The organism is Dictyoglomus sp. NZ13-RE01 (assembly GCA_002878375.1).
Classification (GTDB): domain Bacteria; phylum Dictyoglomota; class Dictyoglomia; order Dictyoglomales; family Dictyoglomaceae; genus NZ13-RE01.
The window spans coordinates 63,057-87,403 of sequence record NIRF01000009.1; the positions used below are offsets into that span (position 1 = coordinate 63,057).

At 34.2% G+C, this 24,347-nt stretch carries 21 protein-coding genes and 7 pseudogenes; 18 read left to right on the forward strand and 10 right to left on the reverse strand.

Annotated features, from left to right (window positions below; all coding sequences use genetic code 11):
- Nucleotides 1-39: 39 nt before the first annotated feature.
- The 7 genes and pseudogenes from CBR30_07055 to CBR30_07085 all read left to right on the forward strand — a co-directional run bounded on the left by CBR30_07055 (nt 40) and on the right by CBR30_07085 (nt 7,267).
- On the forward strand, nt 40-963 hold the full coding sequence (locus tag CBR30_07055) for an aryldialkylphosphatase (protein PMQ01248.1): 924 nt from the start codon (nt 40-42) through the stop codon (nt 961-963).
- 9 nt (nt 964-972) lie between these two features.
- On the forward strand, nt 973-1,386 hold the full coding sequence (locus CBR30_07060) for a prepilin-type cleavage/methylation domain-containing protein (GenBank protein PMQ01249.1): 414 nt from the start codon (nt 973-975) through the stop codon (nt 1,384-1,386).
- A 49-nt stretch (nt 1,387-1,435) separates the two neighbouring features.
- On the forward strand, nt 1,436-3,868 hold the full coding sequence (locus CBR30_07065) for a beta-mannosidase (GenBank protein ID PMQ01250.1): 2,433 nt from the start codon (nt 1,436-1,438) through the stop codon (nt 3,866-3,868).
- Between the two features lies 1 nt (nt 3,869).
- On the forward strand, nt 3,870-4,394 hold the full coding sequence (locus tag CBR30_07070) for a hypothetical protein (protein ID PMQ01251.1): 525 nt from the start codon (nt 3,870-3,872) through the stop codon (nt 4,392-4,394).
- A 65-nt stretch (nt 4,395-4,459) separates the two neighbouring features.
- Nucleotides 4,460-5,623 carry an isocitrate dehydrogenase (NADP(+)) gene (locus CBR30_07075; protein PMQ01272.1) on the forward strand — a complete coding sequence of 388 codons (1,164 nt, stop codon included), beginning with the start codon at nt 4,460-4,462 and terminating at the stop codon, nt 5,621-5,623.
- Between the two features lie 14 nt (nt 5,624-5,637).
- Nucleotides 5,638-5,782: pseudogene (locus CBR30_07080) on the forward strand (ferritin).
- Between the two features lie 234 nt (nt 5,783-6,016).
- Nucleotides 6,017-7,267: a transposase gene (locus CBR30_07085; protein ID PMQ01252.1), complete on the forward strand. Its 1,251-nt coding sequence runs from the start codon at nt 6,017-6,019 to the stop codon at nt 7,265-7,267.
- A gap of 9 nt (nt 7,268-7,276) precedes the next feature.
- Here CBR30_07085 and CBR30_07090 read toward each other — a convergent pair.
- The 3 genes and pseudogenes from CBR30_07090 to CBR30_07100 form a co-directional block, all read right to left on the reverse strand.
- Nucleotides 7,277-7,594 (reverse strand): annotated as a pseudogene (locus CBR30_07090) (hypothetical protein).
- 15 nt (nt 7,595-7,609) lie between these two features.
- On the reverse strand, nt 7,610-8,788 hold the full coding sequence (locus CBR30_07095; GenBank protein PMQ01253.1) for an rRNA large subunit methyltransferase I: 1,179 nt from the start codon (nt 8,786-8,788) through the stop codon (nt 7,610-7,612).
- A gap of 402 nt (nt 8,789-9,190) precedes the next feature.
- Nucleotides 9,191-9,595 (reverse strand): annotated as a pseudogene (locus tag CBR30_07100) (hypothetical protein).
- Between the two features lie 36 nt (nt 9,596-9,631).
- On the opposite strand from CBR30_07100, the gene CBR30_07105 reads away from it, so the two are divergent.
- The gene (locus tag CBR30_07105; GenBank protein ID PMQ01254.1) at nt 9,632-10,192 is read left to right on the forward strand and encodes a hypothetical protein; all 561 of its coding nucleotides are present in this window, start codon (nt 9,632-9,634) and stop codon (nt 10,190-10,192) included.
- A gap of 4 nt (nt 10,193-10,196) precedes the next feature.
- Here the strand turns inward: CBR30_07105 and CBR30_07110 are convergent.
- A pseudogene (locus CBR30_07110) lies at nt 10,197-11,877 on the reverse strand (beta-mannanase).
- On the opposite strand from CBR30_07110, the gene CBR30_07115 reads away from it, so the two are divergent.
- The 6 genes and pseudogenes from CBR30_07115 (at nt 11,813) to nadE (ending at nt 17,952) form a co-directional block, all read left to right on the forward strand.
- Nucleotides 11,813-12,973 carry a methyltransferase gene (locus tag CBR30_07115; protein ID PMQ01255.1) on the forward strand — a complete coding sequence of 387 codons (1,161 nt, stop codon included), beginning with the start codon at nt 11,813-11,815 and terminating at the stop codon, nt 12,971-12,973. The pseudogene CBR30_07110 and the gene CBR30_07115 overlap by 65 nt on opposite strands.
- Entirely contained in the window at nt 12,960-14,675 is a 1,716-nt protein-coding gene (locus CBR30_07120) for a 2Fe-2S ferredoxin (GenBank protein ID PMQ01256.1), read from the forward strand. Before CBR30_07115 ends, CBR30_07120 begins: the two co-directional genes overlap by 14 nt.
- 71 nt (nt 14,676-14,746) lie before the next feature.
- Nucleotides 14,747-14,976: pseudogene (locus CBR30_07125) on the forward strand (IS200/IS605 family transposase).
- Nucleotides 14,977-15,040: 64 nt separating this feature from the next.
- Nucleotides 15,041-16,141, forward strand: a pseudogene (locus tag CBR30_07130) (transposase).
- 72 nt (nt 16,142-16,213) lie between these two features.
- Nucleotides 16,214-17,242, forward strand: coding sequence for a hydroxyacid dehydrogenase (locus CBR30_07135; GenBank protein ID PMQ01273.1), 1,029 nt, complete (start codon nt 16,214-16,216; stop codon nt 17,240-17,242).
- Nucleotides 17,208-17,952: pseudogene (gene nadE, locus CBR30_07140) on the forward strand (NAD(+) synthase). Before CBR30_07135 ends, nadE begins: the two are co-directional and overlap by 35 nt.
- A gap of 167 nt (nt 17,953-18,119) precedes the next feature.
- On the opposite strand, the gene CBR30_07145 reads toward nadE, so the two are convergent.
- From CBR30_07145 to CBR30_07165, 5 genes are all read right to left on the reverse strand, one after another.
- Nucleotides 18,120-18,533: a zinc-binding protein gene (locus tag CBR30_07145; GenBank protein PMQ01257.1), complete on the reverse strand. Its 414-nt coding sequence runs from the start codon at nt 18,531-18,533 to the stop codon at nt 18,120-18,122.
- A gap of 48 nt (nt 18,534-18,581) precedes the next feature.
- Nucleotides 18,582-18,935 carry a heterodisulfide reductase subunit A-like protein gene (locus CBR30_07150; GenBank protein PMQ01258.1) on the reverse strand — a complete coding sequence of 118 codons (354 nt, stop codon included), beginning with the start codon at nt 18,933-18,935 and terminating at the stop codon, nt 18,582-18,584.
- Entirely contained in the window at nt 18,935-19,171 is a 237-nt protein-coding gene (locus tag CBR30_07155; GenBank protein ID PMQ01259.1) for a 4Fe-4S ferredoxin, read from the reverse strand. The genes CBR30_07150 and CBR30_07155 overlap by 1 nt, the downstream gene beginning before the upstream one ends.
- Before the next feature lie 111 nt (nt 19,172-19,282).
- Complete coding sequence (locus CBR30_07160; protein ID PMQ01260.1) at nt 19,283-19,681, reverse strand: transcriptional regulator; 399 nt, start codon at nt 19,679-19,681, stop codon at nt 19,283-19,285.
- A gap of 144 nt (nt 19,682-19,825) precedes the next feature.
- A complete protein-coding gene (locus tag CBR30_07165; GenBank protein ID PMQ01261.1) occupies nt 19,826-20,194 on the reverse strand; it encodes an iron-molybdenum cofactor biosynthesis protein in 369 nt (122 codons plus the stop codon).
- A 115-nt stretch (nt 20,195-20,309) separates the two neighbouring features.
- Between CBR30_07165 and CBR30_07170 the strand changes: the two genes are divergently transcribed.
- Nucleotides 20,310-21,566 (forward strand): Mg2+/Co2+ transporter, encoded by a 1,257-nt coding sequence (locus tag CBR30_07170; GenBank protein ID PMQ01262.1) that lies wholly within the window; start codon nt 20,310-20,312, stop codon nt 21,564-21,566.
- A 21-nt stretch (nt 21,567-21,587) separates the two neighbouring features.
- On the opposite strand, the gene CBR30_07175 is transcribed toward CBR30_07170, so the two are convergent.
- Nucleotides 21,588-22,928, reverse strand: a complete 1,341-nt coding sequence (locus tag CBR30_07175) for a glutamine synthetase (protein ID PMQ01263.1) — start codon at nt 22,926-22,928, stop codon at nt 21,588-21,590.
- Between the two features lie 151 nt (nt 22,929-23,079).
- Between CBR30_07175 and CBR30_07180 the strand changes: the two genes are divergently transcribed.
- From CBR30_07180 to CBR30_07190, 3 genes are all read left to right on the forward strand, one after another.
- A complete protein-coding gene (locus CBR30_07180; GenBank protein PMQ01264.1) occupies nt 23,080-23,259 on the forward strand; it encodes a ferredoxin in 180 nt (59 codons plus the stop codon).
- Nucleotides 23,249-24,028, forward strand: a complete 780-nt coding sequence (locus CBR30_07185) for an ATP-binding protein (GenBank protein PMQ01265.1) — start codon at nt 23,249-23,251, stop codon at nt 24,026-24,028. Before CBR30_07180 ends, CBR30_07185 begins: the two co-directional genes overlap by 11 nt.
- Before the next feature lie 118 nt (nt 24,029-24,146).
- A partial coding sequence (locus tag CBR30_07190) for a hypothetical protein (GenBank protein PMQ01274.1) occupies nt 24,147-24,347 on the forward strand: 201 nt, incomplete at its 3' end.

Below are 24,347 nucleotides of genomic sequence, written 5' to 3' on the forward strand. Positions count from 1 at the left end.
TTTAGAAATAGTTATAATACTCAAAAAGGGTGAATTTTTATGATAATGACTGTGAGAGGGAAAATAGAGGATGATGATTTGGGGAAAACCCTAATTCATGAGCACATCTTGGTAGATTTTAGAGGAGCAGAGTTTAGCAAGGATAAGGGATATTTTATAGATGAGGTTGTTGAGATAGTTCTTCCCTATTTATTAGAGATAAAAGAATTGGGTTATAAGACTTTTGTAGATTGTACTCCTGCTTATATCGGAAGGGATCCAGAATTACTTTTAAAGCTTTCTAATATGTCAGGCTTGAATATTATTACAAATACAGGATTTTATTGTGCAGGAAATGATAAATATATTCCGAGATTTGCCTATGATATGACTGAGAAGGAAATTTCTAACATTTGGATAGAAGAATGGAAGAATGGTATAAATGGGAGTGTCAGACCTGGGTTCATAAAAATTGGTGTTGACCCAGGACCATTGAGAGAAATAGAGAAGAAAATTGTGAAAAGTGCTTGTCTTACCTATCATGAGACAGGGCTTACTATAGCATGCCATACAGGAGAAGCTCAATGTGCTTTGGAGGTTTTGTCTATTATAAAAGATTATGATGTTCCCACTTCTTCTCTGATCATAGTTCATGCGGATGGTATAGAAAAAGAGGTTATATGGAATTTGGCAGAGGAAGGGTGTTTTATAGAGTTTGATTCAGTTGGAGGAAGACCTTTAGAATACCATGTTGATTTAATTAGAAAGGCTGTAGAAAAAGGGGTTGAAGATAGGCTTTTGATCTCTCATGATGCAGGTTGGTATAATGTTGGAGAAAAGGATGGAGGTAAAGAAAGGTTTAGACCCTACACAACCATTGAGAAAGAACTTATTCCAGAGCTTGAAAAATATTTTTCTAAGGCTCTTTCTCAAAAGTTATTAATAGATAATCCCAAGAGGGCTCTCTCTATTAAAAAACAATAGGGGGAATTTATGAGAGATGGATTTACTTTATTAGAGGTTTTGGTAGTAATCTTGATTTTAGGAATCTTATCCGCAATTGCCCTTCCTTTATATTTTGATGCTATTCATCAGGCAAAAAGAAATGCACAGCTTCATAACATGAAACTAATAAAAGAAGGGTTAGAAATTTACAAGTTAAAGTACAAAACTTATTCCCAAGACGCATGGGCTTTTACTACGTATTTTCTATATAATAGTGAATATTTTTCTGAAACCTTGATTTGTCCATACAATAACAAACCCTATCAAGCTATTCAATGGCAACCTTCTTATACTAATTGGGATGATATTTGGAATTGGGTAGAGGCGAGTAATAATTATCAAAATATTTATTATAAGTTAGAGGAAAGTGGAAATTATGCCTTAACTTATTATTCCCGCTAAGCTTTTTATGTTATAATCAAAAAAAACATCTCGTTTTGTGGAGGGATTTATGGAGTTGCTTGATCTTAATGGAGGATGGCTTTTTAAGAGGAAAGATGATTCTAAATGGTATTCTGCAAAAGTGCCAGGATGTGTGCATCTTGATCTATTAGAGAATGATTTAATCCCTGATCCTTTTATTGGGCTAAATGAATTAGAGGTTAGATGGGTAGAAGAGGAAGATTGGATCTATAGAAAAACTTTTAATCTTGATAAAAAATTTCTTGAATTCCCCAATTTAGAGCTTTATTTTGAAGGTCTTGATACTTTTTCTGAGATCTTTTTGAATGGACAAAAGGTTGGAGAAACTGACAATATGTTTATTCCATGGAGTTTCAACATTAAGCCCTATGTGAAAGAAGGAGAAAATACATTAGAAGTGCTTTTCCACTCACCTAAAAGGGTATTGGAAGAAAGGGCTAAGAATTATCCAGTAGAGTTAAGAGGGGGAGAATTTGCACCTCGTGTATTTGGAAGAAAAGCCCAGTATTCTTTTGGTTGGGATTGGGGACCAAGACTTGCCACCTCTGGTATATGGAGACCTGTTTATATAAGGGCTTGGAGGAAGGCAAGGATCAGAGATATATGGATTCCTGTAGGGATCATGGAGGGAAGAGCCCAAATTAATTTGGAACTTGAGATGGAGCTCCAGGAGAATGCTACTATAGATGTGCCACTAAGAATTTCTTTAGATAAGCCTATTTTAGATAAAAAGTTGAGATTTACTCTTCCAGAAGGAAGGATCATTGTAAAAATACCTTTGATTATAGAAAATCCAAAACTTTGGTATCCCAATGGATATGGAGATCAACCCATTTATACTCTTCAGTTGGTTTTAGTAGATGAGAAGGGAGAGATCTTAGATAGGAAAGAGCAGAAGTTTGCTATAAGGAAGGTAGATTTAGTAACTCAAGATCAAAATGATGAAAGTTGTTTTACTTTTTATGTGAATGATATTCCCATATTTGCAAAAGGAGCCAATTGGATTCCTTCAGACTCCTTTATTCCCCGCTTAAAAGAAAAAGATTATGAGGAGCTACTTTTAAGGGCGAAGGAAATTGGAGTTAATATGCTTAGGGTTTGGGGCGGAGGAATCTATGAGAATGAGATCTTCTATGATTTATGTGACAAGTTAGGGATAATGGTATGGCAGGACTTTATGTTTGCCTGTGCAGAATATCCAGAGGATGAGGAATTTCTAAAGAAGGTAGAAGAAGAGGCAGAGATCATCATAAAAAAGTTGAGAAATCACCCTTCAATTGTGATTTGGTGCGGAAATAATGAGAATGATTGGGGCTTTTATGCCCATTGGTGGGGAGAAAGAGAAAAGTTCTGGGGAGAGATCATTTATCATAAGGTTCTTCCTGATGTTTGTGCCAGGCTTGATTTAACGAGACCCTATTGGCCAAGTAGTCCCTATGGAGGAAAAGATCCAAATAGTGAAAAGGAAGGAGATAGGCATAATTGGATAGTTTGGGCAGGATGGCAAGATTATAAAGGTTACTTAAAAGATAATGGAAAGTTTATAAGTGAGTTTGGTTTTCAGGCGCCTCCTCATAAGGAAACTATTATTGATTTTCTCTCATCTCTTGATGAATATTATCCTCAAAGTATGGAGATGGAATTTCATAACAAGCAGATAAATGGCACAGAAAGGATCATAAGATTTTTGGCAGAGCATTTCCCTATCACATCAGATATGGAAGATTATATATATCTTACTCAGATAGTACAGGGCTTGGCAGTGAAAACTGGAATGGAACATTGGAGAAGCAATAAGTTTAATACATCAGGAGCTTTAGTGTGGCAATGGAATGATTGTTGGCCTGTAGTCTCATGGAGCATTATAGACTACTATAAGAGGGAGAAGCCTGCTTATTACTTTTTAAAGAGGGCATTGAAAGATATAAAGGTCACAATTAAAGAAAATAAGGGAGAGATCATCATCTATGGAATAAATGATACTTTAAAGGATTTTGAAGGAAAGCTTAAAATAGATGTTTTAAGCTTTAGAGGCGGAAGGAAAAGAAGCTATACCGTTAATTGTACTATACCTGCAAATAGTAGTATAAAAGTTTTCTCCTTTAGGTATAAACCTCAAGTTTATAATGAGTTTATTGTTGTAAGGCTTATTAAGGATGGAGAGATTGTAGATAGAAATGAGTATTTCTTTGCGGAATTTAAACATTTGAAGCTTCCTAAGGCAGAAGTTGAGTATGAGATAAGGAAACAAAAGGATGAGTATGTTATAAGGCTTAATTCAAAAGTAACTGCATTATTTGTAGCCTTAGAGCTTGATGGAGCAAAATGGGAGGATAATTACTTCCATCTTTATCCGAAAGAGGATTATGAGGTTAGATTCAAAACTTCAAAGGATTTAAAATATGTGAAGGATAATTTAAAGATAAGATGGTATAATTCTAAGAAAATTAGGAGGAGGTAAAATGAGAAAATATATAATACCTATTTTTTTAATCCTTTTTCTTCTAAGTTTTGCCTTTGCAGAGACAAAAGCCTATGTGGATGAGAAAAATGGTTTTTCCATTGTTCCACCTGAGGGCTGGGAGGTATTAGAAGGAAGTCCATATAGAGTTGCTGTTATATTTAGAGGACCTATAAATTTTGGTTTTGCAACTAATATAAACATTGGGGTGACTCCTGTTGAAGGTCTCAGCGATGAAGATTTTTATTCTAATATTGATAGCTTTTTAGAAGCAGTTTTAGAAGAGCTCTCTGCAAGTTTCGATTCCTTTAATATAGTTTCCCAGAAAGAAATATTAGTAAATAATCTTAAGGCTTATGAAATAGAATATACTTTTGAATATCAGATATTTTCTCTAAAGCAGAAACAAGTTTACATATTTAAGAATGGCAAACTTTATGCTATTACTTTTACTTCCACCACAGCAAATTATGATCAATATCTTCCCATATTTGAGGATGCTCTTCAAACCTTTAATATATTGTAAAATTTGAGGAGGGATTAGATTTGATAAAGGTTAAAAATCCGATTGTAGAATTAGATGGGGATGAAATGGCAAGGGTTATGTGGCACATGATAAAGAAAGAGCTCATTTTCCCCTATCTGGACATTCCTATTAAATATTTTGATTTGGGTATAGAAAATAGGGATAAGACTGATGATCAGGTTACCTTAGAGGCGGCTAAAGCGATTAAGGAGTATAAAGTTGGAGTTAAGTGTGCCACAATAACACCTGATGCAGAAAGAGTAAAAGAATATAATTTAAAAAGGGCTTGGAAAAGTCCTAATGCAACTATAAGAGCTTACTTAGATGGTACAGTCTTTAGAAAACCTATCATTGTTAAAAACATTCCTCCCTTTGTAAGAACATGGAAAAAGCCCATAATAATTGGTAGGCATGCCTATGGAGATATTTACAGTGCCTTTGAGTATAAAGTGGAGGGAGAAAAGGAATTAAAGGTTCTTCTTAGTAATGGAGGAGAAGAGACTCATATTGTGCATAAATTTGATGGAAATGGTGTATTTATGGTCCTCCATAATACAGAAAAATCCATTAGGAGTTTTGCAAGGTCATGTATAAATTATGCTCTAAGTGAAAAAGTGGATCTTTGGTTTTCCGCTAAAGATACTATATCTAAGGTATACCATGGTTATTTTAAGGAGATTTTTCAGGAAGAGGTAGATAAAAGAAAAGAGGATTTTGAAAAAGTAGGAATAAGTTATAGATATTTTTTAATAGATGATGCAGTAGCACAGATCATTAAACATGAGGGTGGAATTTTGTGGGCATGTATGAACTACGAGGGAGATGTAATGTCAGATATGATAGCAGCAGGTTTTGGAAGCTTAGGACTTATGACTTCTGTTTTGGTTTCTCCTGAAGGAGAGTTTGAGTTTGAGGCAGCCCATGGAACTGTTAGAAGGCATTATTACGAATATTTAAAAGGAAATCCTACTTCTACAAATCCAACCGCCTCAATTTTTGCGTGGACAGGAGGTATAAGAAAAAGGGGAGAATTAGATAATACAAAAGAAGTATGTGATTTTGCGGATAAGTTAGAAAGGGCTGTTATTGAGACCATAGAAAGTGGTATAATGACAAAGGATATTCAGCCATTAGCAGAGCCCAAAGTGGAAAGATATGTATACACAGAAGAGTTTATTAAGAGGGTTAAAGAGCGTTTGGAAGAGAAACTGTTGCAATCCAAGAAATGAAACATGCAGAAAAAATATTTGTTGGAAAAACTTTAAAGGAAATGTTGGAACAAGATAAGAAAGATGAGAGATATTACTACTGCCAAAATATTTGAGGACATTCTTGAGGAAGAAGAAGATCATCACGATACCTTTACAAGTCTCTTAGAAGAAGTTTAAAAATAAATTCAAGCCTATTGTACGTAGACCCATAATTTCTTGTCTTTGGGGGTGGGGTTAATTCCTTTAATTTCAAAGAGCTTAGATAGAGTTACAAAAAATTTTGTAGAAAGTCTCGTCCTTTCAGGTGGGGATGAATGCAATTATTGAAAATGAGAACCGAAAATGAATACCTACAAATCAACACGACATGCTAAGTTTCTAAAAGACCCTGAAGTAAGAAGGTAGAGGAAGATGGATAAGACATATATTGTGCCAGTTACAGAAGAGTATCAAAACCTTGCAAAACAACTTTCCCAGCAGTCTGGAAAAATCTACTCCAAAGCTGTAAGTTTTCTGAAACGAATGAATAAAAAAGCCATAAAGATTTCAAGAAAGACATTTGACAGATACATGGAATGGTGGATACATAAGAAAGGTTTTATACTGCACAGTCAGAGCAAACAGGCGGCATATCAACAAGCATGGACAGCATATACTGCAACCCTAAAAAAGGTTAAGAAAACAGAAAAGAAAAATAAAGATGTTTCAAAGATAAGAGTACCATACAAAAGTAAGAAGTACAACAAAGTATGTTTTAAAAGCTCAGCGATAAAACAAGAAGGTAGCAATCTAATTTTTTCAAACATGAAAGGAGCAGAAAGGATAGTAATAAAAGTTGAGGATTTTGAAGCAAGACCTAAGTATGCAGAACTTATCTACCATAAAGATAAGAACAAGTATTATATGCATGTAGTAGTAGAATTTCCAAAAAAGCAGGTAAACTCTGAAAAAGCCCAAACAATTGCAATAGATCTTGGTATAATACATCCGATGACATGCTTTGATGGGAAACGAGTAACAATATACAATGGTGGAATTTTGAATTCGCTGATAAGATACAGAAACAAGAAACTTGGGGAGATACAAAACAAACTGTCCAAATGCAAGAAAGGCTCAAAGAGATGGAAAAGACTCCAGAGAGCCAAGAGAAAAATTTTAAAGAAAATCAGAAATCAAATCAGGGATGTATTGGAAAAATATACATCCCATTTGATAGGGTATTGTGTGAAAAATAACATAGGAACAATTGTGATAGGTGATTTAAAAGGTATAAGAAATGAAGCGAAGTATGGGAAGGTAGCAAATCAGAAAATTCATCAATGGATGTTTAGAAAAGTGGCAAGAAGGATAGGAGAGAAAGCAGGGTTTGTAGGGATAGATATTGTGTATGTAAAGGAGAATGGCACATCACAAGTTTGTCCTGTATGCGGAAGTAAAAACAAACCACGAAACAGGAACTATGAATGCGGAGAATGTGGATTTAGGTACCACAGGGACGGAGTTGGGGCTATAAACATCTACAAAAAGTATACAGGGATAAAATTCCTGGTAGTAGGGCGATTGGCCTGCCCCACAGGTGTGAGATTCAGATGGCACCTGCGTTGCCCAGTAGAATGGAACACCCATCCGTGGATGAGAAATTCTGCTGGGAAGACAGCCTGAATCGAGCTGTCAGGAATCCTCGTCTCTGTGAGGCAGAGAGGAGGTCAAAAACTTATATCCTTGCTTTAATAATTCAGGAATAATTATTTCTAAAGTTTGAGGCGTAGGGTGAGGTATATGCATTCAAACATCAGGTTATTCACAGCGAGATTTGGTGGTCGGAAAAATCTTGGTGTTTGCCCTGTATACTAAATGGTTACCAAATTCACAGCCAAGTCTTTTTGCTCTTTCTAAGATGGGAGCTGAAATATTATACTTTTCTAAAACATCAAGTACTTTGGGAGTTAGATCTGGGTCAATACTTGGTCCATCGTCAAAGGTTAGCACTACATATTTAGCATTTCAATCTTTTTTAAGCACCTGATATATGGCACATTTTAAATAGTAGGATTCAGGGTATGAGAGAAGTATTGGATGGTCTTTTGCCTGAGTTCTAAAATCTACAAGCCTTAAAATTCTATTAGCATCCTCACTGGCAGACTCAATAACTTGTTCAAAAAGTTCCCTTGTGATATGCTGAGAACAGGAGCAGGTTATTAAGAATCCTCCCTCTCTTAATATTTTCATGGCTCTTAAATTTATTTCTTTATATCCTCTTAAAGCATCTGCTACAGTCTTTTGAGATTTTGTAAAAGCAGGAGGATCTAAGATTACCACATCAAATTGCCTTTTTTCTTTATGATATTCCCTTAGTAGATCAAAAACATTTTTCTCAATAAACTCAATCTTATCTTCATAGCTATTTATTTTAGCATTTTCTTTGGCAATTTCTAATGCGTCTGAAGATATATCAACTGCCGTCACCTTTTGCGCTCCATATTTGCAAGCATGAATGGCAAAGGATCCAGTATAGCAGAATGCATCTAATACTTCAGCATTGTTAACAATATTTTTTAGCATAGCTCTATTTTCTCTCTGATCCAAGAAGTATCCAGTTTTTTGACCGTTTTCTACATCTACAAGAATGTTTACATCATTCTCCATAATCAAAATTTTTGTATCAAAGTTGCCTTTAAGAAATCCCTTTTGAAGAGGAAGCCCTTCTATTTCTCTCACGGATACATCATTTCTCTCATAAATTCCTCTTGGGTTAAAGATTTCATTCAGAACATCCACGATTACATCTTTAAACCTGTCAATTCCTAAGGTTAAGGTTTGAATTACAAAAATGTCTTCAAACTTATCAATTATCAGTCCTGGTAAAAAGTCTGCCTCCGCAAACACTACTCTACATGAAGAAGTATCTACTACTTTTTTTCTATACTCCCATGCTTGTAATATTCTTCTATAAAAAAAGTCTTTGTTAATTTCCTCGTCTTTTCTTGTGAGTACTCTAACTGTAATTTTAGATTTTGGGTTAATATATCCCCTGCCAATGAAACTTTTGCTTGAATCCAAAATATCTACAATATCCCCAGGTTCGTATTCGCCAATTATTTTATCTATCTCATTATAGTAGATCCAGGGAAAACCCTTTACTACATTTTTATGTTCATTTTTCTTAAGTATTACCTGTACCACAGAGATATTATACCAGATTATTAGAAATGGGGAAGGTTTGAGTTTATAAAAAAAGAAGCCACAGGCTCAACGGACCCTCCGGATTTTCATGGCAATCACCCCCTTTGCTTTCAGCCTCCTTTATCTCCTTCAGTAATCAGGGAAACTCTACTTCCCCTTTCCCAAAGGTCAGGAGACCTACTCCGCCACAGGGAGCCTTGCCACGGTCCTCCATCGGACCCCTTGATGCCTGTGGCAATTATATTATACCAAATCCATTCAAAAAATCAACCCTTATTAAAATTATGTTAAAATCTTTCTTTTAGAAAACATCTATTTCTAAAACATAGCTTTTACAATACCTTAACATTGTCAAGAGGGAAAATTTTAAAAAAGAGAGTATATTTTTCCCTCACTTTCTAATTATTTTTGTTTTTTTAAATTAATGAGTCCTTCCTTACAATATCCTAATTTGAACCATTCACAATCTCTGCAGATATTTTCAAATTCTTCTATGGAAAGTTTAGTTAAAATAGTGTAAACCTCGCTTGGTAAAATGTTATGGAAGTTTGTAAATCCATTTTTCTTCAAAAACTCCAAGAGCTTTGTATCTAATTTTTTAACCTTATCTTCAAATTTACACACACTGTTTATGAGATTAGGACAGCCCTTACATATTTAATCTGGATCTAAAATAAGATTTATTTTGGTGTTTTCAAAGATAACTTTTGTATATATCTTCTTGAAATTTTCTACAAAGTTTTCTCCATATCCTAATCCTCTAAATCCAAGAAAACATAAAAGATGATGAAATCTTAAATTAATCATATTTTGATTATAGAAAATTTCATATTATAATAAACCATGATCTTTAAAGATACAAAGTTTATAATAAAAAGAGATTCTGGAGTACTAAGTCCTTTTGCCTCTTTTAATATTTTTTCTTATGATGGTAAATTTGTTGCTTTTGCAAAGGATGAAAATAGAAATATTGTTACTCATTTTGTAAAAAGACTTGGAAAGTTAAGGGCTCTAGCTCCTGTTTATTTGAAGGTAAAAGATTTGTTTGGTGTAAGCGTTATAAATATAAATTCTCATCCCAGAGTTTTTTACTCCCTCTATGATCTATGGACCATAAATGGAGAGAAATATTTTATAAAACCTAAAATTTTCCCAATTCCAAATGTTATGGAGATATGGGATAGTTTTAACAAAATCGGAGAAGTAATAGGAAGAACAATCTTTGACGGGGTTAATAGGGAAGTTGCTATTTTTTCTTGGAGCCAATCTGATTTCTTAAATTGGTATGATGAAGGGTTTTTAGAAGTATTAGAAGAAGATTGGATAGATATATCTTTAGGAATAGCCTTAATAAAGGGGGCTCATATCAAACCAATGGAGTTGACCCCCCTCCCTGTATTTTAAATGACTATTCCAATACTAAATGGTAAACAGTGAGAGGTGGAATATTTATTTGGAAGCTATTGTTTTGAATATTATTTACCTCTCCCATTTTTCTTATTTCAGGAGATGAATAGTCAAAACCATATATAACTGAAGTAGAATAGTTTTTGCTTGCATTATTAATAACTATACTTACTTTTCCTACTTTATCTAAATTTCTATTTATTATGATAATGTGTAATTTATTATCAGATTCTCCGTGAATAGCTGAGTATACAGGTAAGTTTTCAACATCTGTGGTTTCTGCCTTTACACATGTATCTCCATATTTTGAGCCCTTTCCATCATAGTTCAGATATATGTTATAGGCGCTTTTTGCGTAGGTTCCACTATCTCCCCATCTTGTGGCAAGATATACTCCATACTTTCCAAAAATACCAAGCACATCTACAAGGGCAATTCCACCTGATATATCATTTCTTCCTCCATAATCAAATTCTGTAATAGCAAGTTTTGTCCCTGGATAGTATGTGTTTATATCGTTTATTATATTTGTTAGTATAGGTAGATATTCAGGAAACCATTGATTTATCCAACTGTTTTCTCCTGCTGTAATTTGTCCCTTTTGTGTAGTTTTATAAGTTGGATCCCATAAGGTTCTTGGGGCTTGCATTCTTGCATATCTCATCTCTGGGCTTGTATTGTTTTCTCCATCAAAACATATTCTTACTCCATTTGGGTCTCTTGCTTCTGGATACCAATGGAGAGAAAGTACATCTAAAAGCCTCTTTCCAGCTTTTTGAGACTCTTCTCTCATTTTTTCTAAGTAATAGCTTATAAACCATCTATGATTTCCTTTTTACACTGGACCAATCAGGAGCATTCTGTAGGCTAAGAAATCCCATGAATCCATAGGATTCGTATCCAAATACTTCTGCATACGGATCAATTTCTTTAATAACCTGCGCAAGGGATACAGATTTAGATATTAATTCATCACATGTAACAGGGTTAGGATGAATTCTTGGATGGATGGAATTCCATAGATCTGGTTCATTATCAAGTAAGTATCCTTTTATTCCATTATTTGTATTTGCTCTACCATATCTATTTGTGAGAAAGTTTATAAACTCATCCATATAAACATAGTTATCTGATGTATCTGGAGTAAGAGATAGAGAAGAGTCCTTTTTGAATTTTACTTCTGCCCATCTTGGGGAGGGAGCAGTTTCATTCTCCTTAACCTCTCCGTTAGCATCCTTTGCTACATATCCTGCCATCTGTAAGGTAACAGCACTGTATGCCCCTATCTCTAAGGACTTTTCATGAAACTTTTGTATCACAATGGCAGGAATGTTATATTGGTTTTGAGGTATGCCCATTACCCATGGGAGATAATAATCGCTACTATGGTACCAGTCTGAACCTGCATTGGAACAATTATTTTCCCAATTATATCCTGTTAATCTATTTCCTCCAATTCTTCTTGCTGTATGGTTTACTCCTTCTATATCTTGGTTAGCTCCGTAAATATATGGACTTATTGGGGTTCTTTCAGAAGATGAATCAATTGTTATTTGAGCATCAAATTCTCCTGAAATAATCACCTCTTCACCTCCTAAAGTTTTTGGAGCACATCCTGTGAGAAGAAGAATTAGGGTTAATACAAGTAAAATCTTAACAAATTGCAAAAAATCACCTCCTATTTACAATTTTTTATATTTTATCACATACATACTTGATGAAAATGTTTTTATAGGTTATCATTATAAAAACGTTTTTATAAGGGGGAATTTTATGAATAAGTGGATCAATAGAATTTATGAAAACTATCCCAAAAGATTTTCTTTCCCAATTCTTACATATCCTATTTTAAAAATCCTTGGTTATAATGTGGCTCAAATGCTTACAGATTCAGAGATACATTATCTTTGTTTAATGAAGATAATGGAGAAGTTTGATGTGTATGGAGTTGCAACTGCAATGGACCTTTCTGTAGAGGCGGAAGAATTCGGATGTAGTATAGATTTTGAAGAGGAAGAGGTACCAAAGGTTAAAAAACCATTAATTAGTAGTTTAGAAGATATAAAATACATTAAGGTTTCTGAAGTTGGCAGAAAAAGAACTAAAATTGTTCTTGAAACCTTAGAAAGGGTTTTAAAAGAAAATCCAAGAATTCCTGTTTTTGGAAGCATGATAGGTCCCTTTTCTTTATCCATAAGGTTATATGATATTAATGAAATAATGGTAAACCTTATTGAAGAGCCAGAAAAAGTCCACGAACTTCTTGAAAAAACTTTTGAGTTTTTACTCTCATATGGAAAAGAGATGAAGAGGTTGGGAGCAAAAGGAGTATTGATAGCAGAACCGGCAGCAGGTCTTTTATCTCCTAAGTTTTGTGATGAGTTTTCTTCAAGCTATATTAAAAGAATAACTGATAATTTGCAGGATGAACATTTTATTGTAATACTTCATAATTGTGGAAATACTCAGAAACTTGTAGATTCTATGGTATCTACAGGTAGTAAAATACTTCATTTTGGAAATGCGGTAGATTTGAAAAAGGATATAATAGGAAAGGTTCCTGAAAATATTATTGTTATGGGCAATTTAGATCCTGTTAATGTATTTATGAAAGGAGAAGTAAAAGAGATTTATAATAAAACTATTAATCTCTTAGAAGAATTGAAGGATTATAAAAATTTTGTGATATCTTCAGGTTGTGATATTCCTTATAGAACTCCTTTAGAAAATATTGAGGCTTTCTTCTCTGCAGTCAAAGATTACAATGAAAAATTATAAAGTATTTTATAAGGATAAAGTGTTTATAAGTGATGAGAGAAATTTATTAAAAATCTTTCAAAAAGAGAAAGTTAAAATTTCTGCGCCCTGCGGAGGGAAAGGTTTATGTGGTAAGTGCAAAGTAAAGATAGAGAAAGGTAATGTTTCTCCTCTTACAGAAGTAGAAAAATCCTTTTTAAGAGAGTATGAGATAAAAAATAATGTGCGTCTTGCATGTCAGGTTTTTATAGAGGATGAAGTTTATGTTGCCCCTTTAGAGGATGAGAGAAATATAAATATCCTTACTAATTTTTTATTGGAAGCTTATTATCCTATTAACCCTGAGGTTAAGGTTAAAGCTTTTAAATTAGAAAAGCCTGATCTTACTAATCAAACTTCTTATCATGATAGACTTCTTTCTTACTTTGATAATAAATACAAAATTGCTAATATCTTTTTGATAAGAAAGATTCCTGATTATTTTAAAAATAATAATTTTTTAGGGAACGTCATAGTTTATAAGGATGAGATCATTGATATAAGAGAAGAAAGCTTTAATGATCCTTTGGGGCTTGCCATAGATCTTGGCACAACCACTATTGTTATGAAAATATTAAGTTTATCTAATGGGAGAGAGATCTGGAATACCTCCTTTAGAAATCCCTTGAATGTTTTTGGGGCGGATGTTATTTCCCTTATTGGGTATACTATGGAGAATGAGAGAGGAATAGATACACTAAATTATACTCTTGTTTCTGAGATTAAGGAGAGACTCAAAAACTTTCAGAGATTATCGGATATATATGAGATTGCTTTATCTGGAAATCCTACTATGACACACATTTTCATTGGTGTAAATCCAGAATCCATATCTTTTTCTCCTTACATTCCTGTGTTTACATCTTCTCTAACCTTTGATGCCCTTTCTCTTAATTTTCATAATATAAATCCTTTTTCTAAAATATATACCTTCCCTCTTATATCTGGATATGTTGGGGGAGATATTTTGGCTGGTATATTGGCTATTCAGCTTTGGAGGGAGGATGGAAATGTTATTTTTATAGATATGGGAACAAATGGGGAGATTGTTTTAAAAAGTGGTGATATTATTTATTCTTGCGCTACTGCATGTGGACCTGCTTTTGAAGGGGGAAATATTAGTATGGGAATGAATGCAGAAGAGGGAGCTATTGATCATGTTTGGGTTGATGAAGGAAAGTTACGGTTTAGTACTATAGGTGAAAGTAGGGAAAGGGGAATGTGTGGGACAGGATTAATAGACGTGGTAGCAAAAGGCTTGGAACTTGGGCTTATTGATAATACAGGAAAAATCAAAGGCGGAGAAATAGAGCTTGGAAATGTGAAGATTTTGCAAAAGGATATTAGAGAATTTCAGTTGGCAAAGTCCGCTATAAGGTCTGGTATTGAAATATTATTAAGGGAGGCAGGTATAAAAGTAGAAGATGTGGATAAGATTTTTCTTGCAGGTGCCTTTGGGAGCTTTATAAATATTGAGAATACCATTAAGGTGGGTTTAATCCCTAAGATAGAAAGGAGAAAGGTAATTCCAGTTGGAAATTCATCCTTAAAGGGAGCAGAACTTGTACTTTTAAATAAGCATTATAAAAAAATTGCAGAACTCTTATCTAAAAGGGTTAAATATACTGAGCTTTCATCTCGTAAAGACTTTCAGGACCTCTTTGTAGAGTTCATGTATTTTTAGAAAACATAGATTTTAAGTTTAATATACTCGAAAGGAGTCTCCATCTTCTGTAAGATAGAGATGAATTGCGATTGATAAATAATTTGTTTTAGTATACAATAGACCTGGTGATAATTATGAAGTTTGATACTAATAAACATTATATAGAAGAGATGTAATAGATGATAAAATTTGAAAACTCTGATTAAGTGGAATCACGAGAAAGACTATATTCATGTTCTATTCAAGGCAACTCCTACAACGCCACTTTCTAAGTTCATAAAAGCTAAAAATCAAGCAAAAGCTTTGGAAGGAATATTTTTAGTCAAGAAGTTATTGTCTTATCACAAGTGGTGGTGCTTCAGCTGAAGGAGTAAAAAAAGGAAATGTTGAAAGCATATAAGTATTGTATATGTCCGAACAAAGACCAAATAGAGTTTTTTGAAAAGACCTTTGGTTGTTGCAGATTTGTATGGAACATGATGCTGGAAGAAAAGCTTGAAGCATTAAGACGGGATAGGAAAATTCCAAGGATAACTCCAGCAAAGTACAAAAGGCAGTATCCTTTTTTAAAAGAAGTTGATAGTCTTGCTCTTGCAAATGTTCAGCTTCAACAAGAGAAAGCATTTAAGGATCATTTCAATAATCCGAAACATTTTAGCCCTCCGAAGTTCAAGAGGAAGAAAGATGAACAGTCATACACGACAAACAATCAGAAAACCAAAAGTGGAAGTGAGACAATCAGGGTAGATTTTGAAAAAGGGCTTTTATATTTACCGAAGATAAAAAGTGCAATAAAAGCGGAATTTCACAGGAGGTTTGAAGGCAGAATAAAATCAGCAACAGTTGTTAAAACAAAAGCAGGCAGGTATTATGTGAGCATACTTGTAGATGTACAGGACCCGAGGAATAAAATTAAAGAACCACAGAATTTTATTTGTGGGATAGATTTAGGGTTGAAAAGTTTTGCAACAGTTGTGAATGATTCAGAGTGTTTGAAGATTGAATACCCAAGATATCTAATCAAAGCTGAAAAGAAACTGAAAAGGTTACAGAGACAGCTTGCGAGGAAGAAGGAAGGTTCTAAGAATTGGAAGAAAGCAAGAGAAAGGCTTGCAAAAGAGCATGAATATGTAAAAAATACAAGAGAAGATTTTATGCACAAGATATCGAAAGCCATCATAGACGAGAATCAAGTCGTGGTGGTTGAGAGCTTGAATGTAAATGGTTTATCAAGGACAAAGCTTTCGAAGTATGTTCTGGATAGCAGTTTTGCAAGGTTTATAGATTTTCTAAGGTACAAGGCAGAGTGGTATGGAAGGGAATTAATAGAAGCAGATAGGACATTTCCATCGTCAAAAATGTGCAGTAAATGTGGATACATTTATAAAGAGCTGAAATTAAGAGATAGAGTATGGAAATGTCCTGAATGTGGAGAAGTTCATGACAGGGACGAGAACGCAGGAAAGAACTTAAGAGACTATGGATATAGATGTATAAGAAGTAGTAGGGTGGGGACCACCCGAATTTACGCCTGTGGAGATTGGACCTCTACTGCCATGGATAAAACCATGGTGGCAAGTCTGGCCGATGAATCAGGAAGCCTACACCTGTTCAAGGTGGATGGTAGTTCACATCCATATAAAAGGGTTTTGAAGGAGGAGGAGTTAATAAACCTTATTAAGGATGTAGATGGGATAATAGTAGGAATAGATCCCATAACAGAGAAGGTTTTGGAGAAGGCGGAAAGACTAAAGGTTATATCTAAGTATGGAGTTGGAGTTGATAACATAGATCTTGAAACTGCCAAAAAGATGGGAATTATAGTTACAAATACACCAGGTGCAAATAGTAATGCTGTTGCAGAGCTCACATTAGGACTCATTTTTTGTGTACTTAGAAATATTCATGTATCCGATAGGAAGGCAAGGGAAGGTTTTTGGGGAAGGTTTGTGGGATATGAGCTTTATGGAAAAACTCTGGGAATTATAGGAACGGGAAGTATAGGGAAGAGATTAGTAAGTCTTTTAAAGGGGTTCAATTTGAATATTCTTTGTTATGATATTTATCCAGATTACTCATGGGCAGAAAGGGAAAATGTGAAATATGTAAGTATGGAGGAGCTTTTGAAAGGCTCTGATATTATTTCTATTCATGTACCATTAACAAAGGATACCCACCATTTAATATCTAAGAAGGAAATTAGTCTTATGAAGAATTCTGCCATAATAATTAATACCTCAAGAGGTGGAATTATTGATGAGAATGCTCTTTATGAGGCTTTAAGAGATAAAAGGATTTTGGGAGCAGGGCTTGATGTTTTTGAAAAAGAGCCTCCTGAAAACTCTCCTCTTCTTTCTTTGGATAATGTTGTTGTTACCACCCATATAGGGGCTCATACAAAGGAGGCAATAGAGAATATGGCAAGTATAGCTACTGAAAATCTAATTTTAGCTTTAAAAAGGGAAAAGCCTAAATTTATTGTTTTAGAGAGCATTGAAAAGGATGGTAGAATAGAAATTAAAAAATTTTTTGAAGACCTGGCGCCTAATCATGGATATATCAAAAGAAAAGGAGAGAATAGTTAATTTTTTAAGGGAAAAGTTGAAAGAGGAAGGAAAAGAGGGGTATGTTGTAGGAGTAAGCGGGGGAATTGATTCCTGTGTTGTATCTTATCTTCTTCGGGAGGCTGTAGGAAAAGAGAGAGTTTTTGCCCTTATAATGCCTGAGATGGATTCTGAGCCATCTTCTAAAAAGGATGCATTACTTGTTGTAGAAACCCTTGGAATTCCTTATAAAATTATCTCTCTAACAAAGGCTTTATGGGTATTAGGAGTATATAAAACTATACCTTTGTGGCTTCTTTTGTTTAGACCTTTAAAGAGGAGAGCAGTTAGATATTTATATAGAGAATATAGTAAAATTTTAGGAAAACCCATATTTTTTGCTTTAAAGGAGAAAATAAATATAAAATTAAACTGGTTTTATGAAGGTATTGCCTATCATAGAATAAAACACAGAATAAGAATGGCTCTTTTATAATTTTATGCAGAGAGGATGAATTATTTAGTTTGAAAAGCCACCCTCTCTAGACCTTTTGCCAGGAATTACGGACGAATTCTCCATAGGTATAGATTATAATACTTTAGATAAAATGCTTATGATGTTTGAAGAGGGGAAGTTGCCATCTGAGCTAAAGGAATTTGATGAAAAATTATTGAATCTCGTATATGAACATTATAAATGGGTTAAAAAAGAAAAAAATAAGCCCCTTTCTTTAGAAAGGATTAAGGAATAAAAAATTTACTACAAAAGGACTTCTTAGAGGAGCTTAAATAAATACAAATCTTTTTAGAAGTTTTTGTAGCAAGAATATTTTCCCAAAGAGAGAATAGCCCCCATTCAGTAATTTGGAAAAATTCCTCTCTTATTGGGGGCTATTCTATTGATAAAAAGAGCAGTTAATTAGGTAAGGTCTTTTAGAATAATATTCACAATCTTTTCTACTTCATCCTCACTAAAATCCAAAGTAGGAATCTTTTTAATTCCTAATTCTGTTAAAGTGTAATCAAAATCAATTTTTATACCATTCTTTTCCATAATCTTTGTTACACATTTATTAGCACATCCATTTATAACTATAACTCTTCTTGCCTTCTTGCCTACATTTATATGGGGCTCCGAACCTGCGGCAACAGCACTGGTACAACACATACGGGCAGGTCCACTCATATTTGTTAGTCTAACTCCTACTTCATGCCCAATTTGTCCAACACTGGCAGCCCCATCACATACAAAAATAATATCTAACTTTTCTGGTTCCTTTGTACAAACAGGAAGTAAATTTGCTCCTTCTTTAGGAGTAACTTCTTCACTCATTTTAAAAACCTCCTTAAAAGATAAGGGGAAGAAACCTCCCCCTAAATTTTATGAATTCTTTATAAGCTCTCTTATAACTGAAAGTGCTTGCTCTGTATTCATGTTGCGAATATCTACCCCATAATGTTTTGTTTTATCAAATCCTGCCTTTTCGAAGGCATCCCTAAACATTTTTACCTGCATTTTGGGATCGCATCCTGCTACATATAACTTCTCAATTTTTTCTCCATCCTTTGCAAGAATACTTAAGAAGTTCTCTCCGTCATCAGCACAAAGCTGTGGATGTAAAGCTACAAAATCTACTAATCCCTCTCTCCTGATGGTATTTAAAATCTCAAATATGTTCATTCCTTGGAAAGATGGACAAGTCCCTTGACATACACATAATAGTAGTCCTTTCATTATTTTTCACCTCCATCTGCTGCTAACTCCATCTTTTTATCTCCAAAGTAGCTAATTGCTCCTACTGGACAAGCACCCTTTAGACATCCCTTACAAAAATCAACACATTCTTCAGGATGAGCTACAAATGGTTTTCCATCTTTTACCTCGTAAACTCCATGAGGACAAAATTCTACGCAGGAGAGACAGGATATACATTTCTCATAGTCTATAATTGGATACCAATGTTTTGACATCTCTTTTCTCCTCCTTTGCATTAAAATTTGTTTATTCCTTGGAACTTTTTATATATATTTTTATAAGGCTTAAAATTTAATAACCATGCCACCAGCAAGGACAAATTTTCTTCATAAAAGATCCCTCTTTTCTATAATTTTTTCCCATTCATGGGATTTCAAAATAACACATCTATTTTCCTTCCTAAATCTTGTCCTCAGATTCAATAATTCCAAATTTTCTTTTATATATTCATCAGGTATACTTTCAAGAGCCTTAAAAAGATAACTCTTGAACTCATTGTCAGGCTCTTTAATAGAATAAAGCACCCCTTTCCCAACTCTTCTTTCCTTTACAATTTCCTCCCTTTTTAATTCTGAAAGATATTTTGAGACATTATAATGATTCTCCCCCAAAGCATCTGCAATCTCACACACATAATATTCCCCTTTGCTTTTTAAAAGGAGAAGCAAAACTTTTAATCTCTTTTCTTCAGATAGCACTTTAAATATCATTGCGTATCTATTCATATGCACATATTAGCACATAAAATTAAAAAGTCAAGCGTTATCTTTTGTTTTCTTCTTATCTTTTAAGGCAGAAAGTAATAAAAAGGAAAAAGCAAAGATTAGGTAGATATCTCCAACATCCATTCTATCCACCTTTTAAAAAATTTAATCAGTAAGCTCAGGAAAATCTTTTAAGTTGCCAGAGAGGTATAGCTCTAAGGCTCTTTTTACATCAGTCTCTTCTGTAACGATAACTTGAATACCTGCGGATCTTAAATCGTCATATAATCTTCTTCCCATCCCATGGGAGATAACCACATTGCAGTCTCTTAAGGCGTTTATAATATCTCCATGGGTATCATAGTGACCATGACCAGAATGATGGAGTCCCCGAGCATGTCCTGTAAATGTATTTGGTCTATACTCCTCTCCAAGAACCTTTCCATCTTCAATCTCAAAAATTACAAATCCTCTTGTTCTCCCAAAGTGGGAGGAAATGGTCCTTCCATCATCAGACGCAATTGCTATTTTCATTTTTATCAACCTCCTTTTATTTACATATGTGCTAACTGCACATATGATATAATGACAAAAAATTTTTGTCAATATACAATTTTTATTTTTTTTATATATAATCAATTAGTAATCTATGAAGAGGGTTAAAGATTTATTTTCAAAACATAAGCCAAGGCTTGAAGCTTTAGAAATCCTTAAGTACATTGGTCCTGGGTTTCTTGTAACAGTTGGCTTTATAGATCCAGGTAATTGGGCATCTAATATCTCCGCAGGATCAATGTATGGGTACAAGCTTTTGTGGATGGTTACTCTTTCTACAATAATGCTTATTATTCTTCAGCATAATTCTGCCCATCTTGGGATTGTAACGGGTCTTTGTCTTGCAGAATCTATAAATAAATATTTCCCTAAGAATATTTCTCGATTTGTCCTTTTAACTGCATATCTTGCTACTGTTTCTACGGCACTTGCGGAAATACTTGGTGCTGCAATTGGCTTGAAAATGCTTTTTAACATACCTATAAAAATTGCTTCTGTGATTGTAAGTATTTTTATTGTATATCTTGTTTTGACAAATTCTTACAAAAAAATTGAGCGCATTATTATTGGATTTGTAAGTCTTATTGGTATTTCATTTATTATAGAGCTTTTCCTTGTGGGAATTAATGTAAAAGAGGTAATTTTAGGATGGTTTGTGCCAAGGGTTCCAAAAGGTTCTGAGCTTATTATCATGAGTGTTCTTGGTGCTGTAGTTATGCCTCACAATTTATTCTTGCATTCTGAGGTTATTCAAAGTAGGCAATTTAATCTTGAGGATGAAAAGGTAATTCAAAAGCAACTTTCTTATGAATTCCTTGACACAATATTCTCCATGTTTGTAGGATTTCTTATAAATTCTTCAATGATTATAGTGGCAAGTCAAGTTTTTTATAAATTTAACATACAGGTGACAGAGCTTGAATCAGCTCAGGCAACTTTAAAACCTCTCTTAGGAAATTTTGCCTCTTTAGTTTTTGCTATTGCACTTCTTTTTTCTGGAATTTCTTCCTCTATTACTGCAGCAATTTCTTCTGGAATTGTTGTGGCAGGTTATTCCAATGAGCCTTTTGACACAAAGGACAACCACTCAAGGTTAGGAATTATTTCATCTTTATTCTTTGCAACCCTAATAATTTTCTTTTTAAAGGACACCTTCAAAGGGCTTATTATAAGTCAGGCAATTTTGAGCATACAGCTTCCTTTTACAATTCTTGCCCAGATCACATTGACATCAAGTAAGAAGGTAATGGGAAAATATCACAACAAGGGTATAGAAAAGCTACTTTTAATTTTAACCTTTATAATTGTCCTTGTATTAAATATTTTGCTGTTAATAAATCTAAAGGGGTAGACTAAAGTCTACCCCAAATTTTTATAGCACTGGCAAATAAGTCTCAAGCTCGTATCCTGTCACTTGTCTTCTGTAATTATCCCATTCAATCTTTTTGTTCTCTATAAAGTTTGTAAATACATGATCTCCCAAAGTTTTTCTAACAAGTTCACTCTTTTCAGTGAGCTCTATAGCTTCAATTAAACTGCCAGGAAGGCTTTCTATTCCTCTTCTTCTTCTCTCTTCTTCACTCATATGATAAACATTTTCTTCAACCGGCTCAGGAAGAGGATATTTCTTCTCTATTCCTTCGAGACCTGCAGAAAGCATTACTGCGAAGGTAAGATATGGATTGCATGCAGGATCAGGAGCTCTATACTCAACTCTTGTAGCCTCCTCTTTTCCAGGCTTATACATAGGAACCCTTATTAAATCTGATCTATTTCTTAATGCCCAGGAGATATAAACGGGGGCTTCGTATCCAGGGACCAACCTCTTATAAGAATTTACCCACTGATTAGTAATAAGGGTTATCTCTTTTGCATGTTTCAATAAGCCTGCAATAAAATGCTTTGCAGTATCAGAAAGATGATATTTATCATTAGGATCAAAGAAGGCATTTCTTCCCTCTTTAAATAAGCTCATATGGACATGCATTCCAGAGCCATTCTGTCCAAATAAAGGTTTTGGCATAAAGGTAGCGTAGACTCCATTAAGATATGCCACTTCCTTTATAGCCAATCTTGCAGTCATAACAGTATCAGCCATTTTTAGAGCCTCTGCATATCTAAAATCAATTTCATGTTGAGAGGGGGCTACCTCATGATGGGTAAACTCCACTTCAATTCCCATTTCCTCAAGCATCAAAACAGTCTGATGTCTCAAATCAATAGCCTCATCTCTTGGGATTAGATCGAAGTAACCTCCCCAATCTAAAACCTCAGGGGAAGGATTAGATGTTTTAAAGTAGAAGAACTCCAATTCAGGACCCACATAGAAAGTAAATCCCATATTTTTAGCTCTTTCCAATACTCTTTTTAGCACATATCTTGGATCTCCCTCAAAAGGTCTTCCGCTTGGTTCTACAATAGTAGCAAACATTCTTGCGACCTTTTTATCTTTAGGTCTCCAAGGTAAGATGGTGAAGGTTTCTGGTTCTGGGAAGGCGATCATATCACTTTCATCGATTCTTGTGAAGCCTCTAACTGAGGAGCCATCAAAACCAAGTCCTTCTTCAAAGGCTTTTTCTAACTCATGGGCTGTTATAGTGAAGCTTTTCAAATATCCCAAGATATCTGTGAACCAGATTTCCACAAAATAGACATCATTTTCCTTGATATACTTTAAGATTTCTTCTTTTGTTTTTGGAAAACTACCAGCCATTTTTTCTCCTCCCTTTCCTTGAATGAAAACTTTTATATGCTATTTTAAAAAGAAAGTTTTGTCAATTGACATTATAAACTGCGTGGTTTAAAATATGCTATTGTGAATTTAGTCAATATATGTAGATTGAATATATTGGGAGGTTAAAAATATGGAAGGATTAGGTCCTGTAGGATATTGTATATGTCCTAAATGTGGTTATAAAAAGGAGCATGTTCCTGGAGTTCCATGTAGAGAGGAGAGATGTCCAAAATGTGGTTCGGTTTTAGTAAGGGAAGGATCAGAACATCATAAGTTGATTGAGGAAAGGAGAAGAAAAAATGAAGGGTAATATTAAACATAAGATAATAGTTATGAGTGGAAAGGGAGGGGTAGGAAAAAGCACTTTTTCTGCAAATCTTGCAATTGCTTTTGCATTGAAAGGTTACGAGAATAAAGTAGGGATTTTGGATGCGGATATACATGGTTATAGCATTCCTAAACTTTTTAATATGAATTCAGAGAAAATGTATCAGTATGATGAGGGGATTATACCTGCAAGTGGTCCCTTAGGAATTAAAGTAGCATCTGCTGGTTTTTTAGTGAAGGATGAGGACTCTCCAATAATTTGGAGAGGACCTTTAAAAGCACAGTTAATAAGACAATTTATATCGGATATTGCATGGGGGGATTTGGAATTTTTGATCATTGACCTTCCCCCAGGAACTGGTGACGAGCCTCTAAGTATTGCACAAGAACTACCAAATCCTGATGGAGCTATTATTGTTACTATTCCCTCAAAAGTCTCTGAAAAAGTAGTAAGAAGGTCTGTAAATTTTGCAAAAGCCCTTAATTTGCCAGTAATTGGAATTGTAGAAAATATGAGTGGCTTTGTATGCCCATACTGTGGAAAAAGGGTGGATATTTTTGGTAGTGGAGGGGGCGAAAGTATAGCAAGAGATTTAGGAGTACCATTCTTGGGAAAAATTCCTTTAGATGTAAGAATAAGTGAGAGTGGGGATGTAGGACATCCCTTCCTTCTTGAAGATAAAGATTCTGAAATTTCAAAAAGTTTTTTGGATATTGTAGAGAAAATTGAAAATTTTGTAAGAGAGAAATAGGGGAGAAAAAATTCCCCTCCCTCTTTTAAAATTTTGTCCTTTTTCTCCCCCTTTGCAATCAAACCTCTTTTTATGATACTATATACTTAGTTTTTAGGGGGAGAATTGGGATGAAGAAATTAAAAGTTTTTTGATATTTTTTAGCCTTCTAATCATAACCTCTATCTTTCCTCAGGTTAATTATGAAAATAGTTTAAAGATTGTTATAGATAAAGACTATCCACCATTTACCTTTATAAATGAAAAAGGACAGCTTGTTGGAATTTCTGTAGATTTTTGGAGGCTCTGGAGCGAAAGAATGGGAATTAAGGTAGAATTA

Coding starts and splice junctions, on each gene's coding strand:
- CBR30_07060 (PMQ01249.1), top strand. CDS start 973: ATGAGAGATGGATTTACTTTATTAGAGGTTTTGGTAGTAATCTTGATT.
- CBR30_07150 (PMQ01258.1), bottom strand. CDS start 18,935: ATGAAAGGACTACTATTATGTGTATGTCAAGGGACTTGTCCATCTTTC.
- CBR30_07105 (PMQ01254.1), top strand. CDS start 9,632: ATGATCTTTAAAGATACAAAGTTTATAATAAAAAGAGATTCTGGAGTA.
- CBR30_07135 (PMQ01273.1), top strand. CDS start 16,214: ATGGATAAAACCATGGTGGCAAGTCTGGCCGATGAATCAGGAAGCCTA.
- CBR30_07155 (PMQ01259.1), bottom strand. CDS start 19,171: ATGTCAAAACATTGGTATCCAATTATAGACTATGAGAAATGTATATCC.
- CBR30_07160 (PMQ01260.1), bottom strand. CDS start 19,681: ATGAATAGATACGCAATGATATTTAAAGTGCTATCTGAAGAAAAGAGA.
- CBR30_07165 (PMQ01261.1), bottom strand. CDS start 20,194: ATGAAAATAGCAATTGCGTCTGATGATGGAAGGACCATTTCCTCCCAC.
- CBR30_07170 (PMQ01262.1), top strand. CDS start 20,310: ATGAAGAGGGTTAAAGATTTATTTTCAAAACATAAGCCAAGGCTTGAA.
- CBR30_07075 (PMQ01272.1), top strand. CDS start 4,460: ATGGCAAGGGTTATGTGGCACATGATAAAGAAAGAGCTCATTTTCCCC.
- CBR30_07185 (PMQ01265.1), top strand. CDS start 23,249: ATGAAGGGTAATATTAAACATAAGATAATAGTTATGAGTGGAAAGGGA.
- CBR30_07180 (PMQ01264.1), top strand. CDS start 23,080: ATGGAAGGATTAGGTCCTGTAGGATATTGTATATGTCCTAAATGTGGT.
- CBR30_07085 (PMQ01252.1), top strand. CDS start 6,017: ATGGATAAGACATATATTGTGCCAGTTACAGAAGAGTATCAAAACCTT.
- CBR30_07065 (PMQ01250.1), top strand. CDS start 1,436: ATGGAGTTGCTTGATCTTAATGGAGGATGGCTTTTTAAGAGGAAAGAT.
- CBR30_07175 (PMQ01263.1), bottom strand. CDS start 22,928: ATGGCTGGTAGTTTTCCAAAAACAAAAGAAGAAATCTTAAAGTATATC.
- CBR30_07055 (PMQ01248.1), top strand. CDS start 40: ATGATAATGACTGTGAGAGGGAAAATAGAGGATGATGATTTGGGGAAA.
- CBR30_07070 (PMQ01251.1), top strand. CDS start 3,870: ATGAGAAAATATATAATACCTATTTTTTTAATCCTTTTTCTTCTAAGT.
- CBR30_07145 (PMQ01257.1), bottom strand. CDS start 18,533: ATGAGTGAAGAAGTTACTCCTAAAGAAGGAGCAAATTTACTTCCTGTT.
- CBR30_07120 (PMQ01256.1), top strand. CDS start 12,960: ATGAAAAATTATAAAGTATTTTATAAGGATAAAGTGTTTATAAGTGAT.